Source organism: Plantactinospora veratri (assembly GCF_036421995.1).
GTDB classification, from domain to species: Bacteria; Actinomycetota; Actinomycetes; order Mycobacteriales; family Micromonosporaceae; genus Plantactinospora; species Plantactinospora veratri.
Genome location: NZ_JAZGQL010000039.1, coordinates 1 through 17945 on the forward strand (window position 1 = coordinate 1; position 17945 = coordinate 17945).

Sequence of the window (17945 nt, forward strand, 5' to 3'; positions counted from 1 at the left end):
TGTTCCAGGTGTTGGCGACCAGGTCGGCTGCCTGGTCTTCCCACTGTGCGTACGCGTCGGGGTAGGCCGAGACCTGTACCTTCTGCGCGGCCACGGTCAGCGGGAGGTTCTGCCAGCCGTCGACCTGCTTGAGGCCCTTGAGGAACGCGATGGTCGAGTACTCCGGATCGGTGATCTGTTCCGGCGAGCCCCAGCCCGAGGACGGGCGCTGCTGGAACAGGCCCAGCGAGTCGTGGTCGTTGCGGTCACCCAGGTGACCCAGGTTCTCCAGCTTCGACTCCTGGAGACTCGTGCCGACCGCGATCACCGCGGCACGCTCGTCCAGACCGGCCTTCTTGGTCGCCTTCACGATCGCCCGCACGTTGTCGGACTGCTCACCCGACAGCGAGATCCGCGACTGCTTGCCCTGCGGGCCGTGCGGCACGAGCTTGTCCCGCGACGGCTTACGATCCTTGCCCTCGCGCTTGTCACGCTTGTCGTTCTTACCCTTGTCGCGCTTGTCGCTGTCGCGCTTGTCGCTCTTGTGGTCGTTGCCCTTGTCGGCCATGACCGACTGCGACACGGTCGACCCGACATGCTCGGGAGCGGCGTGCGCGGCCACGGCGGGGCCGGCGACGGCGCCACCGACGAACGCCAGACCGGCGACACCCAGAGCGGTCCTACGTACCAGGGAAGTCTGCTCGATGGCCGGGAGCCATCGGCTGAACAGAGTCGTGTTCATGATGGTCCGCCTTCCAATCGGGGGTGAACACTCCACGGGGGATGTGGGGTGTCATCGGAGATGTCCCGAAACCACACGGGTCTCCAGGGACGAAGTGTCCGCCTCCGCCCGGCACACACGCACGCGGGGGGCTGTGCTGGTACTCAAGCGAACACCATATGTAACGACCGGCGGCCCCGGATCATTCCCCGAAGCCCCGCCACCAGCCCAGGCCACAGGCGGTGCTACTCGGCCGTACGCGAGATGTAACGACCGAGCCCCCGACGGCATTCCACCGGGCGCCCCCCTGGGCCGGGTTGATCATGGCTGAGATCCGGACATCCGGGTCGAGGCACCCCAGGCGTGTCCAGACCGCACGAGGATCGGCGCCGACCGCTTTCAGATGCGGCCGTATCGATGCCCGCTTATCCTGATGCGATGTTTATCCGAACAGTCACCTCTGGATTACTCGCCGCAACTTTGGCCGTGATCGGTACCGGTGTGGCGGCGAACGCCGACGAGACCAGGCAGTTCCGTGGTGAGGGCTACAGCAGCATGGGGCTGGCATACGACTGGGCGTACGGCCAGGCCCTCGGCAGGGCCCGGGACGCCGGATTCACCGGTTGCGAGGTGATCGACAGTTACACCTCGCCGGGTGGGTATGAGGCGTGGGTGCTACTGGAGTGCACCCGCTGACCGACTGGGAAGCTCAGCTCCGGTTGGTCGGCGCGGCTGCCGGACGGACCGTCACACCGGGTTGTCGGCGGTTTCCGGCGGCTCGGTCGGGTTCAGCGCCGCGACGATCGCCTCGGCGGTGCGTCGCCCCACCCCCGGCACCTCGGCGATCTCGTCCACCGTCGCCGCCGAGAGCCGCTTCACCGAACCGAAGTGCCGCAGCAGCGCCTTGCGGCGTACCTCGCCGAGGCCGGGGACCTGGTCGAGGCCGGAGACCGTCATCCGCTTGGAGCGGCGCTGCCGGTGGAACGTGATGGCGAACCGGTGCGCCTCGTCCCGGACCCGTTGCAGCAGATAGAGCCCTTCCGAGGTGCGGGGCAGGATCACCGGGAACTCGTCACCGGGCAGCCAGACCTCCTCCAGCCGCTTGGCCAACCCGCAGAGTGCGATGTCGTCGATGCCGAGTTCGGCGAGGACCTGCGCCGCGGCGGCGACCTGTGGCTGCCCACCGTCGACCACCACGAGCTGCGGCGGGTACGCGAACTTGCGCGGCCGCCCGGTGGTCGGGTCGATGCCCGGCCGGTCCGGGTCGGAGGCCATCTCGTCGCCGATCTCCCCGGTCTCGCCGCGCGCCTGGAGGTAGCGGGCGAACCGGCGGCGCAGCACCTCGGAGAGCGCCGACAGGTCGTCGGTGGCCCCCCGCACCACGAACCGCCGGTATTCGCTCTTGCGCGCCAGGCCGTCCTCGAAGACGACCATGCTGGCCACCACGTCGGTGCCCTGGATCTGCGAGACGTCGTAACACTCGATGCGCAGCGGTGCGGTACGCATCCCGAGCGCCTCGGTGATCTCGTCCAGCGCCTCGCTGCGGGTGGTCAGGTCACCGGCCCGGCGCAGCTTGTGCCGGGTCAACGCCTCGGCGGCGTTGCGGGCCACGGTCTCCAGCAGCGCCTTCTTGTCGCCACGCTGCGGCACCCGCAGGGCGACCTTGCCGCCGCCCCGACGTGCCGACAGCCACTCGGCCAGCGCGTCGACGTCGGCCGGCAGCGCGGGCACCAGCAGCTCGCGGGGCACGTCCCCCTCCCCCTCGGCCCCGCCGTAGACCTGGGAGCAGAAGTGGTGCACCAGGTCGCCGGTGGTCAGGTCCTCGACCTTCTCCACCACCCAGCCGCGCTGGCCGCGTACCCGGCCGTCCCGGACGTGGAAGACCTGGACCGCCGCCTCCAGCGGATCCTCGGCGAACGCCACCACGTCGGCGTCGGTGCCGTCGCCGAAGACCACGGTCTGCTTCTCCATCGCCCGGCGCAGCGCCACGATGTCGTCCCGCAGCCGGGCGGCCCGCTCGAACTCCAGCGCCTCGCTGGCCTCGCCCATCTCGCGTTCGAACCGGCGGACCATCTGGTCGGTGCGACCGGCCATGAAGTCGCAGAACTCCTCGACGATCCGGCGGTGCTCCTCGGGCGAGGCCCGCCCGACGCACGGCGCCGAGCACTTGCCGATGTCACCGAGCAGGCAGGGCCGGCCGATCTGGGCCTGCCGGCGGAAGACCCCGGCCGAGCAGGTCCGGGCCGGAAAGACCCGGAGCAGCAGGTCGAGCGTCTCGCGGATCGCCCAGGCGTGCGAGTACGGCCCGAAGTAGCGCACCCCCTTGCGCTTGGCGCCGCGCATCACCTGGAGCCGGGGAAACTCCTCGTCGAGGGTGACCGCGAGATAGGGGTACGACTTGTCGTCCCGGTACCGCACGTTGAACCGGGGGTCGTACTGCTTGATCCAGTTGTATTCGAGTTGGAGCGCCTCGACCTCGGTGCCGACGGTGACCCAGTCCACGCTGCCGGCGGTGGTGACCATCTGCTGGGTGCGCTGGTGCAGGTTCCACAGGTCGCCGAAGTAGGAGTTGAGGCGGCTGCGCAGGCTCTTCGCCTTGCCGACATAGATCACCCGGCCGCTGGGATCACGGAACCGGTAAACCCCGGGCAGGTCGGGAATGGTGCCCGGTGCCGGGCGATAGGTAGCGGGGTCGGGCACGCCGACAAGCCTAGACCCCGCCTGGGACAACGCCCGGCGCGGCGACGGAGGGTCGACCGCGCCGGGCGAACCGGCCCTCAGGCCAGGACGATGTTGTCCCCGTCGACGTTGACCTTCTTCTCGGCCAGCGGCTTGGTGGCCGGGCCGCCCTTGACCGACCCGTCGGCCACGGAAAACTTGCTGAAGTGGCAACTACAGTTGATCGTGCCCCCGTCGACCCCGGTCACCGGGCACTGCTGGTGGGTGCAGATCGAGCTGAAGGCCTTGAACTCGCCCTCGGTCGGCTGGGTGACCACGATCTGCTGGTCAGCGAAGATCTTGCCGCCGCCGACCGGGATCTCGCTCTTCTTGGCCAGCGCGGCGGCGCCGCCGCCCTCGGCCGGAGCGCTCGCCGAACCGCTGGGCGCCGGAGCGCCGCCGGCCGACGGGCTGCTTCCGGTGCCGTCGAGCGCGTCGTCGTCACCGGTGCCGCACGCGGCCAACACCACGGACACGCCCACCGCACCCGCGCCCGCCAACAGCGCCCGTCGGGTCTGCGTGCCCGGCCCGGTCAGTTCGTCACTCATACCTAGCCTTCCTCTTCGGCGCCGCGCTCCTGGTCGTCCGCGGCCACGCCCGAAGACACGGATATATCCACCAACCGGTTCAACCGGACCGGGGTCAGGACTTTCCGGTGCGCCGGCTCTTCGCCGTACCGGTCTTCCCGGTCGTGGCCTTCGCCGTCGTACCCGCCCGGGCGGCGCCGCCCTTCACCGTACCCTCGGCGGCCCGGCCGTTGCCGGCCTTCGCGGCACCGTCACCGGCCTTGGTCACGGCGCCGTTCGCCCTGGTCGAGGCGGCGTTGGCCTTCGCCGCACCGTTGGCCTTCGCCGTGCCGTCGGCCTTGGCGGCACCGTTGGCCCGGGCCGCCCGGGTGACGGCCGCGCTCGCTCCCCGGGCCGGGCCGGTCAGCCCGAGCACCGGCCGGAGGAACTGGCCGGTGTGGCTCTCCGGGACCTCCGCCAGCTCTTCCGGGGTACCGGCGGCCAGCACCAGGCCGCCCCGGTGCCCGCCCTCCGGGCCCATGTCGACCAGCCAGTCGGCGGTCTTGATCACATCGAGGTTGTGCTCGATGACGATCACGGTGTTGCCCTTGTCGACCAGGCTCTCCAGCACCCCGAGCAGCTTGCGGATGTCCTCGAAGTGCAGCCCGGTGGTCGGCTCGTCGAGCACGTACACCGTGCGGCCGGTGGAACGCTTCTGCAACTCGGAGGCGAGCTTGACCCGCTGCGCCTCGCCGCCGGAGAGGGTCGGCGCCGGCTGGCCGAGCCGGACGTACCCGAGGCCGACGTCGACCAGGGTCTTCAGGTGCCGGTGGATGGCCGGGATCGCCGAGAAGAACTCGGCCGCCTCCTCGATCGGCATCTCCAGGATGTCGGAGACCGTCCGCCCCTTGTAGTGCACCTCCAGGGTCTCCCGGTTGTAGCGGGCGCCCTTGCAGACCTCGCACGGCACGTAGACGTCCGGCAGGAAGTTCATCTCGATCTTGATGGTGCCGTCGCCGCTGCACGCCTCGCAGCGGCCGCCCTTGACGTTGAAGGAGAACCGCCCCGGCCCGTACCCCCGGACCTTCGCCTCGGTGGTCTCGGCGAAGAGCTTGCGGACGTGGTCCCAGACCCCGGTGTACGTCGCCGGGTTGGACCTCGGGGTGCGTCCGATCGGCGACTGGTCGACCCCGACCACCTTGTCCACGTGCTCCAGGCCGGTGACCCGGGTGTGCCGGCCGGGCACCAGCCGCGCCCCGTTGATCTGGTTGGCGAGCACGGCGTAGAGGATGTCGTTGACCAGGGTCGACTTGCCGGAGCCGCTGACCCCGGTGACCGCGATGAACTGCCCGAGTGGGAACGACACGGTGAGGTTGCGCAGGTTGTGCTCGCGCGCCCCCTGCACCACCAGCTCGCGGCCCGGCATCTGCGGCCGGCGCCCCTTCGGGGTCGGGATCGCCCTGCGCCCGGAGAGGTACGCCCCGGTCACCGACTCCTCGTTCGACAACAGCTCCGGTACGGAACCGCTGTGCACGATCTTGCCGCCGTGCTCGCCCGCCCCCGGCCCGATGTCGACGATCCAGTCCGCCGTCCGGATGGTGTCCTCGTCGTGCTCCACCACGATCAGCGTGTTGCCCAGCCCCTTGAGCCGGACCAGCGTCTCGATCAGCCGGTGGTTGTCCCGCTGGTGCAGCCCGATGGACGGCTCGTCCAGCACGTAGAGCACCCCGACCAGGCCGGAGCCGATCTGGGTGGCGAGCCGGATCCGCTGCGCCTCGCCGCCGGAGAGGGTGCCGGCCGGCCGGTCCAGCGACAGGTAGTCCAGGCCGACGTCGACCAGGAAGCGCAGCCGGGCGTTGATCTCCTTGAGCACCCGCTCGGCGATCATCTTCTGCCGGTCGGTCAGGGTCATCCCGCCGAGCAGCTCGGCGCACTCGCCGACCGAGAGCGCGCAGACCTCGGCGATGTTCCGCCCGCCGAGGGTGACCGCCAGCACCTCGGGCTTGAGTCGGCTGCCCCGGCAGACCGGGCAGGGGACGTCCCGCATGTAGCCCTCGTACTTGTCCCGGGACCACTCCGACTCGGTGTCGTTGTGCCGCCGCTCGATCCACTGCACCACGCCCTCGAAGCCGGTGTAGTAGGAGCGCTCGCGGCCGTACTTGTTGCGGTAGCGGACGTGCACCTGGTCGCCGGAGCCGTGCAGGATGGTCTTCTGCGCCCGGGACGGGAGCGCCCGCCACGGGGTGTCGAGGTCGAAGTGCTCCGCCTCGCCCAGCGCCTGCAACAGGCGGAGGAAGTATTCCTGGGTCTGCCCGCCGGACCACGGCTGGACGGCGCCCTCCCGCAGGGTCCGCTCCGGGTCCGGGATGATCAGGTCGGCGTCGACCTCCTTCTTGGTGCCGAGCCCGGTGCACTCGGGGCAGGCGCCGTACGGGGCGTTGAAGGAGAAGACCCGGGGTTCGAGGTCCTCGATCGCCAGCGGGTGGTCGTTGGGGCAGGCCAGGTGCTCCGAGTAGCGCCGCTCCCGGGCCGGGTCGTCCTCCGGCAGGTCGACGAAGTCGAGCAGCACCAGCCCGCCGGAGAGGCCGAGCGCGGACTCCACCGAGTCGGTGAGCCGCTGCTTGGCACCCGCCTTGACGGTGAGCCGGTCGACCACCACCTCGATGGTGTGCTTCTCCTGCTTCTTCAGTTTGGGCGGCTCGGTGAGCGGATGGACCACCCCGTCGACCCGGGCCCGGGCGTAGCCCTTGGCCTGTAGCTCGGCGAAGAGGTCGACGTATTCGCCCTTGCGGCCGCGCACCACCGGGGCCAGCACCATGAACCGGGTGCCCTCCTCCATCGCCAGCACCCGGTCGACGATCTGCTGCGGGCTCTGCTTGGAGATCTTCTGACCGCAGATCGGGCAGTGCGGCTCGCCGACCCGGGCGAAGAGCAGCCGGAGGTAGTCGTAGACCTCGGTAATGGTGCCGACGGTGGAGCGCGGGTTGCGGGAGGTGGACTTCTGGTCGATCGAGACGGCGGGGCTGAGCCCCTCGATGAAGTCGACGTCCGGCTTGTCCATCTGGCCGAGGAACTGCCGGGCGTACGACGACAGCGACTCGACGTACCGCCGCTGGCCCTCGGCGAAGATCGTGTCGAAGGCCAGGCTGGATTTGCCGGAACCCGAGAGCCCGGTGAAGACGATCATGGCGTCGCGCGGCAGGTCGAGGTTGACGTCGCGCAGGTTGTGTTCACGCGCGCCACGGATGATCAGTCGGTCGGCCACTGTCCGCGCACTCCCGGGGAGAAAAGATACGTTCTGTCCGATTTGGTGGCGCAGAGAAGCGCCTCGGCAACTCTAGCCCCGGCGTACGACAGTTTTCCGCACCGGCAGATTCCCGCAGCTCAACGCCCCGGGTTCCCGGCAGGTCACCGCCCCGGGCCGCCCCGACTCCGCTGCTCCTTGCGAATCCGCTTCCATTTGTACCGTTCCTCGGCCGCCAACCGCGCGTCCCGACGGCGTGTCTCGTACGCCACCTCGCGCTGGAGTTTCTGCCAGCTCGCCCAGCGTCGTGGGCTCAGCTCGCCGGTCTCCAGCGCGACCTGGACCGCGCAGCCCGGCTCGCCCCGGTGCCCGCAGTCGGCGAACCGGCAGGCCGCGACGAGAGCGGCCACGTCGGCGAAGGCCTGGTCCAGTCCGGCCGCCGCGTCGAGCAGGCCGACCGCCCGCACCCCCGGGGTGTCCAGCACCGCTCCCCCGCCCGGGATCGGGATCAGCTGCCGGTGCGTGGTGGTGTGCCGGCCCTTGCCGTCCACCCCGCGTACCCCCTGCGTGGTCATCACCGTCGCGCCGGCCAGCGCGTTCACCAGGGTCGACTTGCCGGCCCCGGACGGCCCGAGCAGCGCCAGGGTCCGGCCGGCGACGATCCACGGTCGTAGCCGGGCCAGCCCGGTCCCGCGCTGGGCGCTCACCGGCAGCACCTCGACACCGGGCGCCGCCTGGCCGAGCTGCTCGGCCACCGCCGCCGGATCGGCCACCAGGTCGCACTTGGTGAGCACCAGCAGCGGGGTGGCACCGGACTCCCAGGCCAGCGCGATCAGCCGCTCGATCCGGGCCACGTCCGGAGACGGATGCAGCGGCTCGATCACCGCCACCGCGTCGGCGTTCGCCGCAAGTACCTGCCCGGTCGAATCCTTGTCGGCGGTCCGCCGCACGATCGCGGTACGCCGGGGCAGCACCGCCTCCACGGTCAGTCGCCGGTCCGGCCAGTCCCGGACCAGCACCCAGTCACCCGCACAGGGCAGGTTGACCGCGTCCCGGGCGGCGGCGATCAGTACCCCGCCGCCGAGGCTGGCCCGGACGAGCCCGCCCGCACCGAGCACCGTGCAGATCCCCCGGTCGGCCCGGACCACCCGGCCGGGCCGTAGTTCGTCGCCGCGTTCCGGGTACGGAGCGGCCGCGGACGCGTCCCAACCGAGGGACGCGAGATCGAAGGTCATGTCAACCCTTGTCGTCAGGAGTGAGATTCAGCAGTGGAATCCAGAAGTGGAAACGGTGGCCCCGCGCACTGCGACCGGCATGCATCCCACCTCCTCACGCCTTGCGGGTGTGTGTGTACTCGAACGGTAGGTGCTGGCCCGACCACACCGAAAGCCAATTCCGGGCCGCCACTCGCGGCGCAGGCGCCGCGCCCCGCCGGCCGTCGACCGCTATCGTCGTGAGTCGTGACACTCGACCCGCTCGCGCTGCTGCCCGAGGTGGACCGGGCGACGGACCGGCTGCTGCGGACCGTCGACGGGCTCGACGACGCGGCGGTCGGCGAGCCGTCCCTGCTCCCGGGCTGGACCCGGGGACACATCCTCACCCACCTCGCCCGGAACGCCGACAGCTACGTCAACCTGCTGACCTCGGCGCGTACCGGTGAGGACATCCCGCAGTACCCGAACCCGGCGGCCCGGAACGCGGAGATCGCGGCCGGCGCGGCCCGGCCGGCCGCCGCCCAGCTCGCCGACCTGCGGGCCAGCGCGCAGCGGTTCGTCGAGGCGGCCGGGGCACTGCCGGCGGAGGCCTGGGCCGCGCAGGTCCGCTCCGCCCGCGGGCTCCGCCCGGCCGCCACCCTGGCCTGGGGGCGGCTGCGCGAGGTGGAGGTGCACCACGTCGACCTCGCCGCCGGCTACCGGACCGCCGACTGGCCGGACGCGTTCGGCCAGCGGCTGCTGCACGAGGTGGTGCACGACCTGGCCGAGCGGGACGATCCGCTCGCCCTGGTGCTGCTGCCGACGGAGACCGGGCAGCCGCTGACCGTCGCCACCGGCCGAGGTCGGCCGGCGGGCATCCCGGCGCCGGAGAGCGGCCCGGAACTGCGTACCGTCACCGGTCCGGCACACGAACTGGCCGGCTGGCTCACCGGCCGGAGCACCGGTACCGGCCTCGTCGTCACGCCGGCCGGGCCACTGCCGGCACCCCCGCCCTGGATCTGATCCGCCGACCCGACTCGGAGGCCCTGTCACATGAGCTACACCGGAGACGTCGTCACCGACGGCCCGCCCGACGTACGCGAGCTGGCCGGGCTCACCGTCAGCAAGCTGTCGGTCGGCCCGATGGACAACAACGCGTACCTGCTGCGCTGCAACTCGACCGGCGAGCAGGTGTTGATCGACGCGGCCAACGAGGCGCCCCGGCTGCTGGAACTGGTCGGCGACGCCGGGCTGGCCGCCGTGGTGACCACGCACCAGCACATGGACCACTGGGTGGCGCTGGAGGAGGTGGCGGCCAGCACCGGTGCCCGGTCGCTGGTGCACGCCGCCGACGCGGACGGGCTGCCGATCCCCTCCGAGCCGCTCACCGACGGTGACCGGATCCGGGTCGGCGACCGCGAACTCGAGGTGATCCACATCGTCGGGCACACCCCGGGCTCCGTCGCGCTGCTCTACCGGGACGACACCGACGGGACGCACCTGTTCACCGGGGACTCGCTCTTTCCCGGAGGCCCGGGGAGGACGACCAACCCGAACGAGTTCGCGCAGATCATGGACGACCTGGAGGCCAAGGTGTTCGACGTGCTGCCGGACGACACCTGGTTCTACCCCGGCCACGGCAGGGACTCGACGCTCGGCGCGGAACGCCCGTCGATCCCGGAGTGGCGGGCCCGGGGCTGGTAGCCGGCCCCCCTACCGTCGCACGGATCTGGTCACCGCCGACCACCACGGAGCCATCGGCCGAGCCATCCGCAGCAGCCGGTCGGCGTTCCAGCCGCTCCGGCGCCTGGCCCGGGCGGCCGCCATGCGCTTCCGCGCCGTCAGCACGCCCACGATCACCACGACGGCACCGAGAGCGAACGGCACCGGGGTGCGACGGACCATCCCACCCGCCCGGTTGACCGAGGCGCTCACCTTCTCGGCACCACGGGCGCCCTGTTCGCCGGCATCCGCAGCCATCTGACCCACCCTCCGCTGCGCCTGTTCCACCTTCTGGCCGACCACGTCCGGCAGCTGCGCGACCTTCTCGCGGACCGTCCCGGTCGCCTGTGCCGAGCGTTCCCGGAGCCGGTTCGTGGTCTGTTCGGCCTTCTGGATGCCGCGGGCGCGTACGTCCGTCTTGGCCGCCAGCGCCTGAACCGTCTCGCCGAGTTCGGCACGCCGCCGGTCGATCTCCGCACGGGTCCGGTCCACGTCCCCGGCGCCGTCCCCCATCGTCATGACCGTCCCCGATCCTTGGCCGCGTTCCGCACCGTCTCGGCGTCGGCGCGCAGGCTTCCCACCGTCGATTTCGGCATCGCCGGCGTCGCACGGCGGACCTGTTTCCGGCCGGACACCGCCAGCAGTCCCGCCAGAGCGGCCAGCACGACGCCGACGACGAGCGCGGCCAGTGCTGCCGGGATGACGTAGCTCAACCCCACCACGGCGGCGGCGACCAGTGCGGCACCGGCGTAGAGGGCCAGAGCGCCGCCGCCGCCGAAGAGTCCGGCGCCGAGTCCCGCACGCTTGCCCTTCTCCGACATCTCCAGCTGGGCCAGCGCGAGTTCCTCGCGGAGCAGCCCGGATATCTGCTCGGTGGCCCGCTGCACCAGCTCGGGTGTGGTAACGCCGTCGCCGCTGGTACTCGTGCTGGCCCGGGTGTCTGCCATGGCTTTTCCTCCCGTACGGCTGTCGGACCGGATCCGCGCGGCCGGCGCGGGCGTTGCGAGCCGCCGGAGTGGGGCCGCGCGGCTGCGGCACCCTCCCTGCCGCGGGCACCGCCACAGGCGTGGTCCGGGTGCCGCACCGCCGCCCGCGCGGGCCGCCCCCGGCCGGGGTTCGCTTCCGAGGGTTCGGGCGACCCGGCAAAGACCAACTGCTCTCTCATGGTGCCACCGGCCATCGCCGGGCCGGGACGAAACCGCGGCTTCCACCCCTCCGGACCTGGCCGTATGCCCCCGGTGCCGCGCTGAGGGCGACCGCGCCGGACGGCCGTCGCCGACCGGGCGGCGCGCGCCGGGACCGGTGCACCCGACCGTCGGGAACGGGTCGACTCTTGGCGACCTTGGCTAATGGGTGTAGCTTTTAGGCTATGACTCAGATCCACTACCTTCGCCGCCCCGAAGGGCGCATCGCCTATGACCTCTGGGACGGCGACGGCCCGCTGGTGATCTGCTCGCCGGGGATGGGCGAACTGCGCCAGTCCTACCGGCTGCTCGTGCCGAGGCTGGTCGAGGCGGGCTACCGGGTGGCCGTGCTGGACATCCGGGGGCACGGCGACAGCGACGCCAGCTTCTCCCGGTACGACGACGTCGCCCTCGCCAGCGACCTGCTCGCGCTCCTCGACGAACTCGGCGGGTCCGGCTACCTGGTCGGCAACTCGATGGGCGCCGGAGCCGCCGTGATCGCCGCCGCCGACGCCCCGGCGAAGATTCGCGGACTCGCCCTGCTCGGGCCCTTCGTCCGGCAGCCCGCCGGTGCCGCCGTGCTGAACCTGCTCTTCCGGATCATGCTCGTCCGGCCCTGGGGCCCGGCGGCCTTCCTCGGCTACTACCCGAGGTGGCTGCCCGGCACCAAGCCCGAGGGGTACGAGCAGCACCGCGCCCGGGTACGGGACAACCTGCGCCGCCCCGGACACTGGCGGGCCTTCGTGCGGACCACCCGCACCTCGCACGAACCGGCCCGGCAGCGGCTGCCCGAGGTGTCCGCCCCCGCCGTCGTGGTGATGGGCGCCGCCGACGTGGACTGGAAGGATCCGGCGACCGAGGCCCAGTGGATCGGCGAACAACTCGGAGCCGAGGTGGTGATGCTCCCCGGAGTGGGCCACTTCCCGCAGGCGCAGGCGCCCGAGGCGGTCGCCGCCGCGGTGACCCGGCTGGTCGAACGGGTCCGTTGAGTCCACTGCGGATCGTGCCGGCACCGCTGTCGACCGGTGCCGGCAACGCCGTCGAGCAGCCGTTTCCGCGCGCCCGATCGATGAGGTGCGACAGAATCCGAAAAAGATGTTGCTCCGCGCGGGAGCGGCACCTACCGTAGTTACCACAGCGATCAACAAACCGGCACCGAAACGACAGGGAGCATCCGATGTTGTGGCAGACCTCAGCGCGAGCGTGGCGGCAACTGCCGTACGCCTCGTCGAGTCACGCCATGCCCGGGCGCCCCGTCCACCTGAGCTTTGGCGAATGTGCCAAGCTGGGCGGCTGGCGGACGTAACGCGACTCCACCCGCGTTTACGCCGCCCTCCCAGACCCGGGACCGGGCGGCGTTTCTTTTACCCACACGGATTTCACCACACAGGGGTGTGGCGCAACTGGCAGCGCAGCGGCCTCCAAATCCGAAGGTTGCAGGTTCGAGTCCTGTCACCCCTGCTTCTCCCCCGACCTCGGCCGGCGGGACCGGTACCACGTTGAAAACTCCACAGTGGATGGCAAAGATGATGCCCGGCCGGCGCCGTACCAGCGCGCCGGCCGGGCGGATCCGGGGCGAGGGAGACGGCTGACCCGCCTGTTTTGGGTACAGGAGACACCGAGTTCGATTCTCGGGTCCCGGACGATCCAGTGCACACCGGGGCGACAGCGTCCCGCCCGGACCGTTGGAGTAGTGGTTATCTCACCAGACTCTCAATCTGGAGAAGGCCGGTTCGATTCCGGCACGGTCTACGCACGGCAGTATCCGTCGGGGAACGCCCGTGTCCCCGACCATCCGCTCCGGTAGCCCAACGGCAGGAGGCAGCGCGCTCAAAACGCGCACAGTGTGCGTTCGAATCGCACCCGGAGCATCTTCACACGCGGCTGTAGCGCAGTTTGGCAGCGCGCCACCTCGCCATGGTGGAGGCCCCGGGTTCGAATCCCGGTAGCCGCTCCGAACACCCGACACGGATTCCGTGACCCCGACGAGAGAAAAGGAGGCATCCGGTGGACGTCCTGGTCATCAACGCCGACCTCGGCCCGCTCCACCGGGTCAGTCTCCGGCACGCCGTACGGATGCTGGTCCGGCGGGTCGCCGAGGTGCACGAGGCCGTACCGGACCGACTGATCGGGGTCTACCCGGTGCCGACGGTGGTTCGGCTCGTCCGGTACGTCGTCACCAGGTGGCGCTTCAGTTCGGGCCCGGCCTGGTCCCGGCCGGGTGTGCTCGCCCGGGACGGACGCCGGTGCGGCTACTGCGGCGGTCCCGCCAGCACCGTCGACCACATCCTGCCCCGCTCCCGTGGCGGCCGGAACACCTGGACCAACACCGTCGCCTGCTGCGACGGCTGCAACCAGCGCAAGGCAGACCGCACCCCCGCCGAGGCGGGCATGGTGCTGCGGTCGGCGGCGACGGTCCCCGGTTGGGCCGCGCTGACCCGGCGCTGACGGCGGCCGGCGGATTCTCCCCCGCCGGCCGCCCGTTCCCGGATCGTCCAACTGGCAGGACTCCTGATTCTGGATCAGGCAATCGAGGTTCAAATCCTTGTCCGGGAGCACGATGCCCTCGTGGCCCAATTTGGCAGAGGCACCAGGTCGAGAGCCTGGTCACGTGCGCGTTCGAGTCGCGCCGAGGGCACTTCGGGGTGAGTGCTGGTGCACAGTGTTGCCTTGCAAGCTGCGCGTGCGCGGTTCGATCCCGCGTCACTCCACCCGGGCCCGGATAGCCCAACGGAAGAGGCCGCCGGCTCAGAACCGGTGTGTTGCAGGTTCGACTCCTGCTCCGGGTACGTACGCCTCAGGGATGTCGTTCAACCGTACGACACGGAGGAGAGGTGGCCGAGATGGTTAAGGCAGCGGGCTGCTAACCCGTAACGGATGACACCGTCGGGGGTTCGAATCCCTCCCTCTCCGCTACTCGATTTGAAACGCAGAGTACTTCGAGTCGAGTATGAGCGCACGCATGCCGTTGACCGCCGAGATTGGAATCAGATACTTGGCGGTAACGCCGGCGATGACGAAGAAGAGGTCCAAGCCCCTGTAGCTCAGTGGACAGAGTGCCTGGCTACGAACCAGGAGGCCGGACGTTCGAACCGTCCCAGGGGTACGACATCGGGACGTGGCGCAGCTTGGCAGCGCGCCGCACTGGGGGTGCGGAGGCCGTCGGTTCGAATCCGGCCGTCCCGACTTCGACAGGGTCGCCGTACGTGGCGACGACGACTATCGTCTGCCCGACGAGACCGAAAGGATCATGGTGCCGAATCCCACCGAACTGCACAAGGTCAACGCTCTGGTGCAGGGCTTCAAGCCACAGGCCAAGCGGGAGCTGACCGACGCGCACCGGCGTACCCAGAAGGCGCCGCCGCTCTCCGGCATCTCCCGCACCTACCAGCCGTTCGCCGACGACATCCGCGAGCAGTTGCCGCCGGAGTCGACCCGGGTGCAGTACACCGTCCAGGAGGTCCTCGACGAGGTGGCGAGCACCATGGGCCGGCTCTTCGACCTCCAGTTCCTCCAGGACACCGGCAACGCCACCGCCAAGGCCGACGTGGTGGTCGACGGGCGGACCCTGGTCCGGCAGGCCCCGGTCACCTACCTGCTCTTCCTGGAGAAGCAGCTCGTCGACCTGCGTACCTTCGTCGACGGGCTGGCCACCCTGGACGCGGCGGAGCGGTGGGAGTTCGACCCCGATCGCGGCTGCTACGCGAGTACGCCGAGCCAGACCCAGAAGATGCGCAAGGTGCACCGCAACCACGTCAAGGCCGAGGCGACCGAGAAGCACCCGGCGCAGGTCGAGGTCTACACCGAGGACGTGCCGGTGGGCACCTGGACCACGGTGAAGCTCTCCGGCGCCCTGCCGGCGGAGCGGGTCAAGGTGCTGCGCGGCCGGGTCGACAAGCTGCTGGAGGCGGTGAAGGTGGCCCGCGAGGAGGCGAACAGCACCACGGTCGAGGACCGCACCGTCGGCGACGAGGTGTTCGGCTACCTGTTCGGGTAGTCTCCCAGGCACCCCCGTGGAGCGGGGGGTGGCGCAACAGTGCGCCGAGACTGAGGCTGATTTGTCAGACTCATCAGAGGTGACGGTTCCAGTGGAGGTTCGAGTCCTCCCCTCGGCACTTCGGGCCGAGGTAGCCCAACCGGCAGAGGCATACCGGCACCGAGCAGGCTGAGGCTATCGCTCCAGACTCAGCACCCCCACCGATCGCCAGATCTACCGACCACGACAACCTCGACGAGATGCTGGTTCGAGTCCAGTCTGCCGCTCTTCCTGCGGCGGTCGCTTAATGGCAAAGCACGTCGACTGCAGACTGATCGTGGCGCTTAAACGCCGCTGGCGTGCGAACGGGTGGAACTTCAGGGCCCCCGGGGTCGGGCATACCCCGGGGGTCCGCCAAACTCTCGGAAGGCGCCGCCCGGTGGCGGGCGACCGGTCTTGAAAACCGGGGTGTCGGCAACGGCAGGGGTTCGACTCCTCCGCCTTCCTCCTCAGCACTGTCATGCGCCGCTAGCTCAATGGTCAGAGCAACGCACTCTTAATGCGTGGGTTCAGGGTTCAAGTCCCTGGCGGCGTACCTGCTCCGATGGCGCGGTGGAAGCGCGGCGGCCTCATAAGCCGCAGGCCCCGGGTTCGACTCCCGGTCCCGCCCCCGTTCCGGTAGCTCAGTCGGAAGAGCATCGCGTCGACATCGCGAGGGTCGCTGGTTCGAGTCCAGCTCGGAACACTCACCCGGCGCCGTGGACGAGTGGCAAGAGTCGCCAGGCTTTCACCCTGGAGTTCGCGGGTTCGAATCCCGTCGGCGCTACGTCACTCCCCCGCTCCGCCGGAGCGATGCCCGGATAGCTCAGTGGTGGCAGCGCCTCGTTCACCCCGAGGAGGTCCCTGGTTCGATCCCAGGTCCGGGTACTGGCCGGGAGGCCGCGATGGTGACTGTAGCTCAGCCGGAAGAGCGCCGGACCGTGGATCCGGAGGTAGCTGGGTTCGAGTCCCGCCAGTCACCCACGCGGGTGCGCCGACGCTGGAGAGTCGGGCCTGTCTGTAGAACAGGTGCTTCGCGCTGAGGAGGTTCGAGTCCTCCCACCCGCACGCCGGGCCCGATCGTCGGGCCCACCCGGCCTCGTTTCGTCCCCGGTGGGGCGCCCCGCCTGCAAAGCGGGTGCTGCGGGTTCGACTCCCGGCGAGGCCTCGTTGCCATCCACTGTGGATGCCATGGGCGCGGGCGTTGGCTGCTCGGCCGCCACTCATGATGGCGGTGTGCCCGGTTCGACACCGGGGCCCATGACTCGCCGGCCGGCGGTCGTGCTGACGGGGGTACGCCGGCCGGCGCCGGACCACGCCGGGAACAGCTCAGGAACGAGGCCGGCCTGCGGTTCGCGGAGCCCGCCCGGCCCACCAGCCGCGTACGCCGAGAACGCCGACCGTGCTGCCGATCGCCAGGGACGCCCCGATCAACAGCGCGTGCACCCAGAGGAAGCTGGTCGGGCTGCCCTGCCCGATCTCTCCGGTCGACCAGGCCCGGGCGTCGTTCCAGATCGCGACGGCGAACCGGGGCCAGATCACCCAGGTCCACACGCCGACCAGGATCAGGAAACCGGCCCAGCGCCGCGACAACACCATGGCAGCCCAGTATGCCAGCCGGGCGGCGACCCGCCCCGCCCGGCGACATCACCCGGCGACCTCGCCCCGGCACCGGCGGCCGGTCCCCCCTGACCGGCCGCCGGTCCGCAGCGGCTCCGCGACCACGTTCCCGACCGGCCGTTGCCCCGACCCGTCCCGGCACCCCGTGACCCGCGTTCCGCGTCCCCCCGGGTGACACCGGCCGGCGGCCCCAGCCGGCCGGCACCACCCATCACCCCCCGATCATCGACAGCCGCCGGTCAGCTCTGGACCGTCGCGGCGAGCCGGCGGCGTACGCCCAGCAGGACGAGGCCGCCGAAGAGCATCCCGAAGCCCACCGTGCCGAGCAGCGCGAACGACTCGCCGGGCAGCAGCCCGCCGACCGAGCGGGCCAGGATGCCGAGCACCATGTAGAGGCCGGCCCAGAGCACCGCGCCGACCGCCGCGAAACCCAGGAACCGCCGGTACGACATCCGCAGCCCGCCGGCGGCGAGCGGCAGCAGCGCGTTGAGTACCGGCAGGAAGGGCGCCACCATCACCATCCGGCCCCCACCACTGCCGAGGATCCGCTCGGCGGCCGACCAGCGCGCCTCCCCGATCCACGCCCCGGTACGGCTGCGCCGCAGCCGGGCACCGAACCGTCGACCGGCGAGGAAGGTGAGCGACCAGCCGCCGAGGCAGCCGCCGATCACCGCCAGGAACGCCCCCAGACTCGCCGGCCGGCCGACCCCCACCGCGGCCAGTACCGCGACGTCGCCCGGCACGAGTACGCCGAGCAGCGGAATCGCGTCCAGCATCATGACACCGCCGAGCACCGCCAGAAAGACTCCCGACGGCAGTTCCCCCACCTGAACCAGCCAGTCCGCCACGTCAGGAACGTTACGGACCGAACGTCACCTGGACATCCGGGTCGAGCCCTGGTAAGCGGCGCGGTCGACCCTGACTCCGCCTAGGGGTGACTCCGCCGTCCGGCGTAGGCCGAGGTTTGTACGACTCCCGACTTCCGCCCGCACCGGCGAGCCCGGGACGCTACTGTCGGTGGCGTACAGGGCACGCCACGCACC

Annotated in this window: 14 protein-coding genes, 18 tRNA genes and 1 pseudogene; 24 read left to right on the forward strand and 9 right to left on the reverse strand. The window is 70.8% G+C overall.

The genetic code is table 11. The features are described from left to right. A partial coding sequence (locus V1634_RS34395) for a hypothetical protein (protein ID WP_331211814.1) occupies positions 1-721 on the reverse strand: 721 nt, incomplete at its 3' end. A gap of 417 nt (positions 722-1138) precedes the next feature. On the opposite strand from V1634_RS34395, the gene V1634_RS34400 reads away from it, so the two are divergent. Beyond that, entirely contained in the window at positions 1139-1396 is a 258-nt protein-coding gene (locus V1634_RS34400; protein WP_331211815.1) for a hypothetical protein, read from the forward strand. 51 nt (positions 1397-1447) lie between these two features. Here V1634_RS34400 and uvrC read toward each other — a convergent pair whose 3' ends face one another. The 4 genes and pseudogenes from uvrC to rsgA form a co-directional block, all read right to left on the reverse strand. Then, entirely contained in the window at positions 1448-3400 is a 1953-nt protein-coding gene (gene uvrC / locus V1634_RS34405) for an excinuclease ABC subunit UvrC (protein ID WP_331211816.1), read from the reverse strand. A gap of 77 nt (positions 3401-3477) precedes the next feature. Continuing rightward, the gene (locus tag V1634_RS34410; RefSeq protein WP_331211817.1) at positions 3478-3966 is read right to left on the reverse strand and encodes a Rieske (2Fe-2S) protein; all 489 of its coding nucleotides are present in this window, start codon (positions 3964-3966) and stop codon (positions 3478-3480) included. Positions 3967-4237: 271 nt separating this feature from the next. After that, positions 4238-7189: pseudogene (gene uvrA / locus V1634_RS34415) on the reverse strand (excinuclease ABC subunit UvrA); the annotation flags it as partial. Positions 7190-7332: 143 nt separating this feature from the next. Further along, on the reverse strand, positions 7333-8403 hold the full coding sequence (gene rsgA, locus V1634_RS34420) for a ribosome small subunit-dependent GTPase A (RefSeq protein ID WP_331211818.1): 1071 nt from the start codon (positions 8401-8403) through the stop codon (positions 7333-7335). A 225-nt stretch (positions 8404-8628) separates the two neighbouring features. Between rsgA and V1634_RS34425 the strand changes: the two genes are divergently transcribed. Both V1634_RS34425 and V1634_RS34430 read left to right on the forward strand, forming a co-directional pair. After that, a complete protein-coding gene (locus V1634_RS34425) occupies positions 8629-9384 on the forward strand; it encodes a maleylpyruvate isomerase family mycothiol-dependent enzyme (protein ID WP_331211819.1) in 756 nt (251 codons plus the stop codon). Positions 9385-9414: 30 nt separating this feature from the next. Continuing rightward, positions 9415-10065, forward strand: coding sequence for an MBL fold metallo-hydrolase (locus V1634_RS34430; RefSeq protein ID WP_331211820.1), 651 nt, complete (start codon positions 9415-9417; stop codon positions 10063-10065). A 9-nt stretch (positions 10066-10074) separates the two neighbouring features. Here the strand turns inward: V1634_RS34430 and V1634_RS34435 are convergent, their stop codons facing one another. Together V1634_RS34435 and V1634_RS34440 are read right to left on the reverse strand one after the other, a co-directional pair. Further along, on the reverse strand, positions 10075-10602 hold the full coding sequence (locus V1634_RS34435; RefSeq protein ID WP_331211821.1) for a DUF3618 domain-containing protein: 528 nt from the start codon (positions 10600-10602) through the stop codon (positions 10075-10077). Continuing rightward, positions 10599-11030 carry a phage holin family protein gene (locus tag V1634_RS34440; protein ID WP_331211822.1) on the reverse strand — a complete coding sequence of 144 codons (432 nt, stop codon included), beginning with the start codon at positions 11028-11030 and terminating at the stop codon, positions 10599-10601. Before V1634_RS34440 ends, V1634_RS34435 begins: the two co-directional genes overlap by 4 nt. Before the next feature lie 422 nt (positions 11031-11452). On the opposite strand from V1634_RS34440, the gene V1634_RS34445 reads away from it, so the two are divergent. The 21 genes from V1634_RS34445 (at position 11453) to V1634_RS34545 (ending at position 16450) form a co-directional block, all read left to right on the forward strand. Next, on the forward strand, positions 11453-12256 hold the full coding sequence (locus V1634_RS34445; protein ID WP_331211823.1) for an alpha/beta fold hydrolase: 804 nt from the start codon (positions 11453-11455) through the stop codon (positions 12254-12256). Between the two features lie 399 nt (positions 12257-12655). Further along, positions 12656-12728, forward strand: a tRNA-Trp gene (locus V1634_RS34450). A 218-nt stretch (positions 12729-12946) separates the two neighbouring features. Continuing rightward, positions 12947-13019: transfer RNA gene (locus V1634_RS34455), tRNA-Glu, on the forward strand. Positions 13020-13064: 45 nt separating this feature from the next. Then, positions 13065-13138: transfer RNA gene (locus tag V1634_RS34460), tRNA-Leu, on the forward strand. 9 nt (positions 13139-13147) lie between these two features. Next, a tRNA-Gly gene (locus V1634_RS34465) sits at positions 13148-13221 on the forward strand. 53 nt (positions 13222-13274) lie between these two features. After that, a complete protein-coding gene (locus tag V1634_RS34470) occupies positions 13275-13715 on the forward strand; it encodes an HNH endonuclease (protein ID WP_331211824.1) in 441 nt (146 codons plus the stop codon). A 36-nt stretch (positions 13716-13751) separates the two neighbouring features. Then, positions 13752-13823 (forward strand) — tRNA-Gln (locus V1634_RS34475). A 6-nt stretch (positions 13824-13829) separates the two neighbouring features. After that, positions 13830-13905 (forward strand) — tRNA-Leu (locus V1634_RS34480). Positions 13906-13983: 78 nt separating this feature from the next. Further along, positions 13984-14056: transfer RNA gene (locus V1634_RS34485), tRNA-Leu, on the forward strand. 39 nt (positions 14057-14095) lie between these two features. Beyond that, positions 14096-14180: transfer RNA gene (locus tag V1634_RS34490), tRNA-Ser, on the forward strand. 120 nt (positions 14181-14300) lie between these two features. Continuing rightward, a tRNA-Arg gene (locus tag V1634_RS34495) sits at positions 14301-14373 on the forward strand. A 6-nt stretch (positions 14374-14379) separates the two neighbouring features. Further along, positions 14380-14453: transfer RNA gene (locus V1634_RS34500), tRNA-Pro, on the forward strand. Between the two features lie 67 nt (positions 14454-14520). Further along, positions 14521-15264: a DUF7873 family protein gene (locus V1634_RS34505; RefSeq protein ID WP_331211825.1), complete on the forward strand. Its 744-nt coding sequence runs from the start codon at positions 14521-14523 to the stop codon at positions 15262-15264. A gap of 403 nt (positions 15265-15667) precedes the next feature. Then, positions 15668-15750, forward strand: a tRNA-Ser gene (locus V1634_RS34510). A 15-nt stretch (positions 15751-15765) separates the two neighbouring features. Further along, a tRNA-Lys gene (locus V1634_RS34515) sits at positions 15766-15838 on the forward strand. A 77-nt stretch (positions 15839-15915) separates the two neighbouring features. After that, positions 15916-15988, forward strand: a tRNA-Val gene (locus tag V1634_RS34520). Positions 15989-15995: 7 nt separating this feature from the next. Further along, a tRNA-Glu gene (locus V1634_RS34525) sits at positions 15996-16069 on the forward strand. Positions 16070-16097: 28 nt separating this feature from the next. Further along, positions 16098-16170, forward strand: a tRNA-Val gene (locus tag V1634_RS34530). 20 nt (positions 16171-16190) lie between these two features. Continuing rightward, a tRNA-His gene (locus V1634_RS34535) sits at positions 16191-16264 on the forward strand. A gap of 3 nt (positions 16265-16267) precedes the next feature. Continuing rightward, positions 16268-16350, forward strand: a tRNA-Tyr gene (locus tag V1634_RS34540). 27 nt (positions 16351-16377) lie between these two features. Next, positions 16378-16450 (forward strand) — tRNA-Cys (locus V1634_RS34545). A 161-nt stretch (positions 16451-16611) separates the two neighbouring features. Here V1634_RS34545 and V1634_RS34550 read toward each other — a convergent pair. Both V1634_RS34550 and V1634_RS34555 read right to left on the reverse strand, forming a co-directional pair. After that, complete coding sequence (locus V1634_RS34550) at positions 16612-16881, reverse strand: SCO4848 family membrane protein (protein ID WP_331211826.1); 270 nt, start codon at positions 16879-16881, stop codon at positions 16612-16614. Between the two features lie 260 nt (positions 16882-17141). After that, positions 17142-17750: a DedA family protein gene (locus tag V1634_RS34555; RefSeq protein WP_331211827.1), complete on the reverse strand. Its 609-nt coding sequence runs from the start codon at positions 17748-17750 to the stop codon at positions 17142-17144. Between the last annotated feature and the right edge of the window lie 195 nt (positions 17751-17945).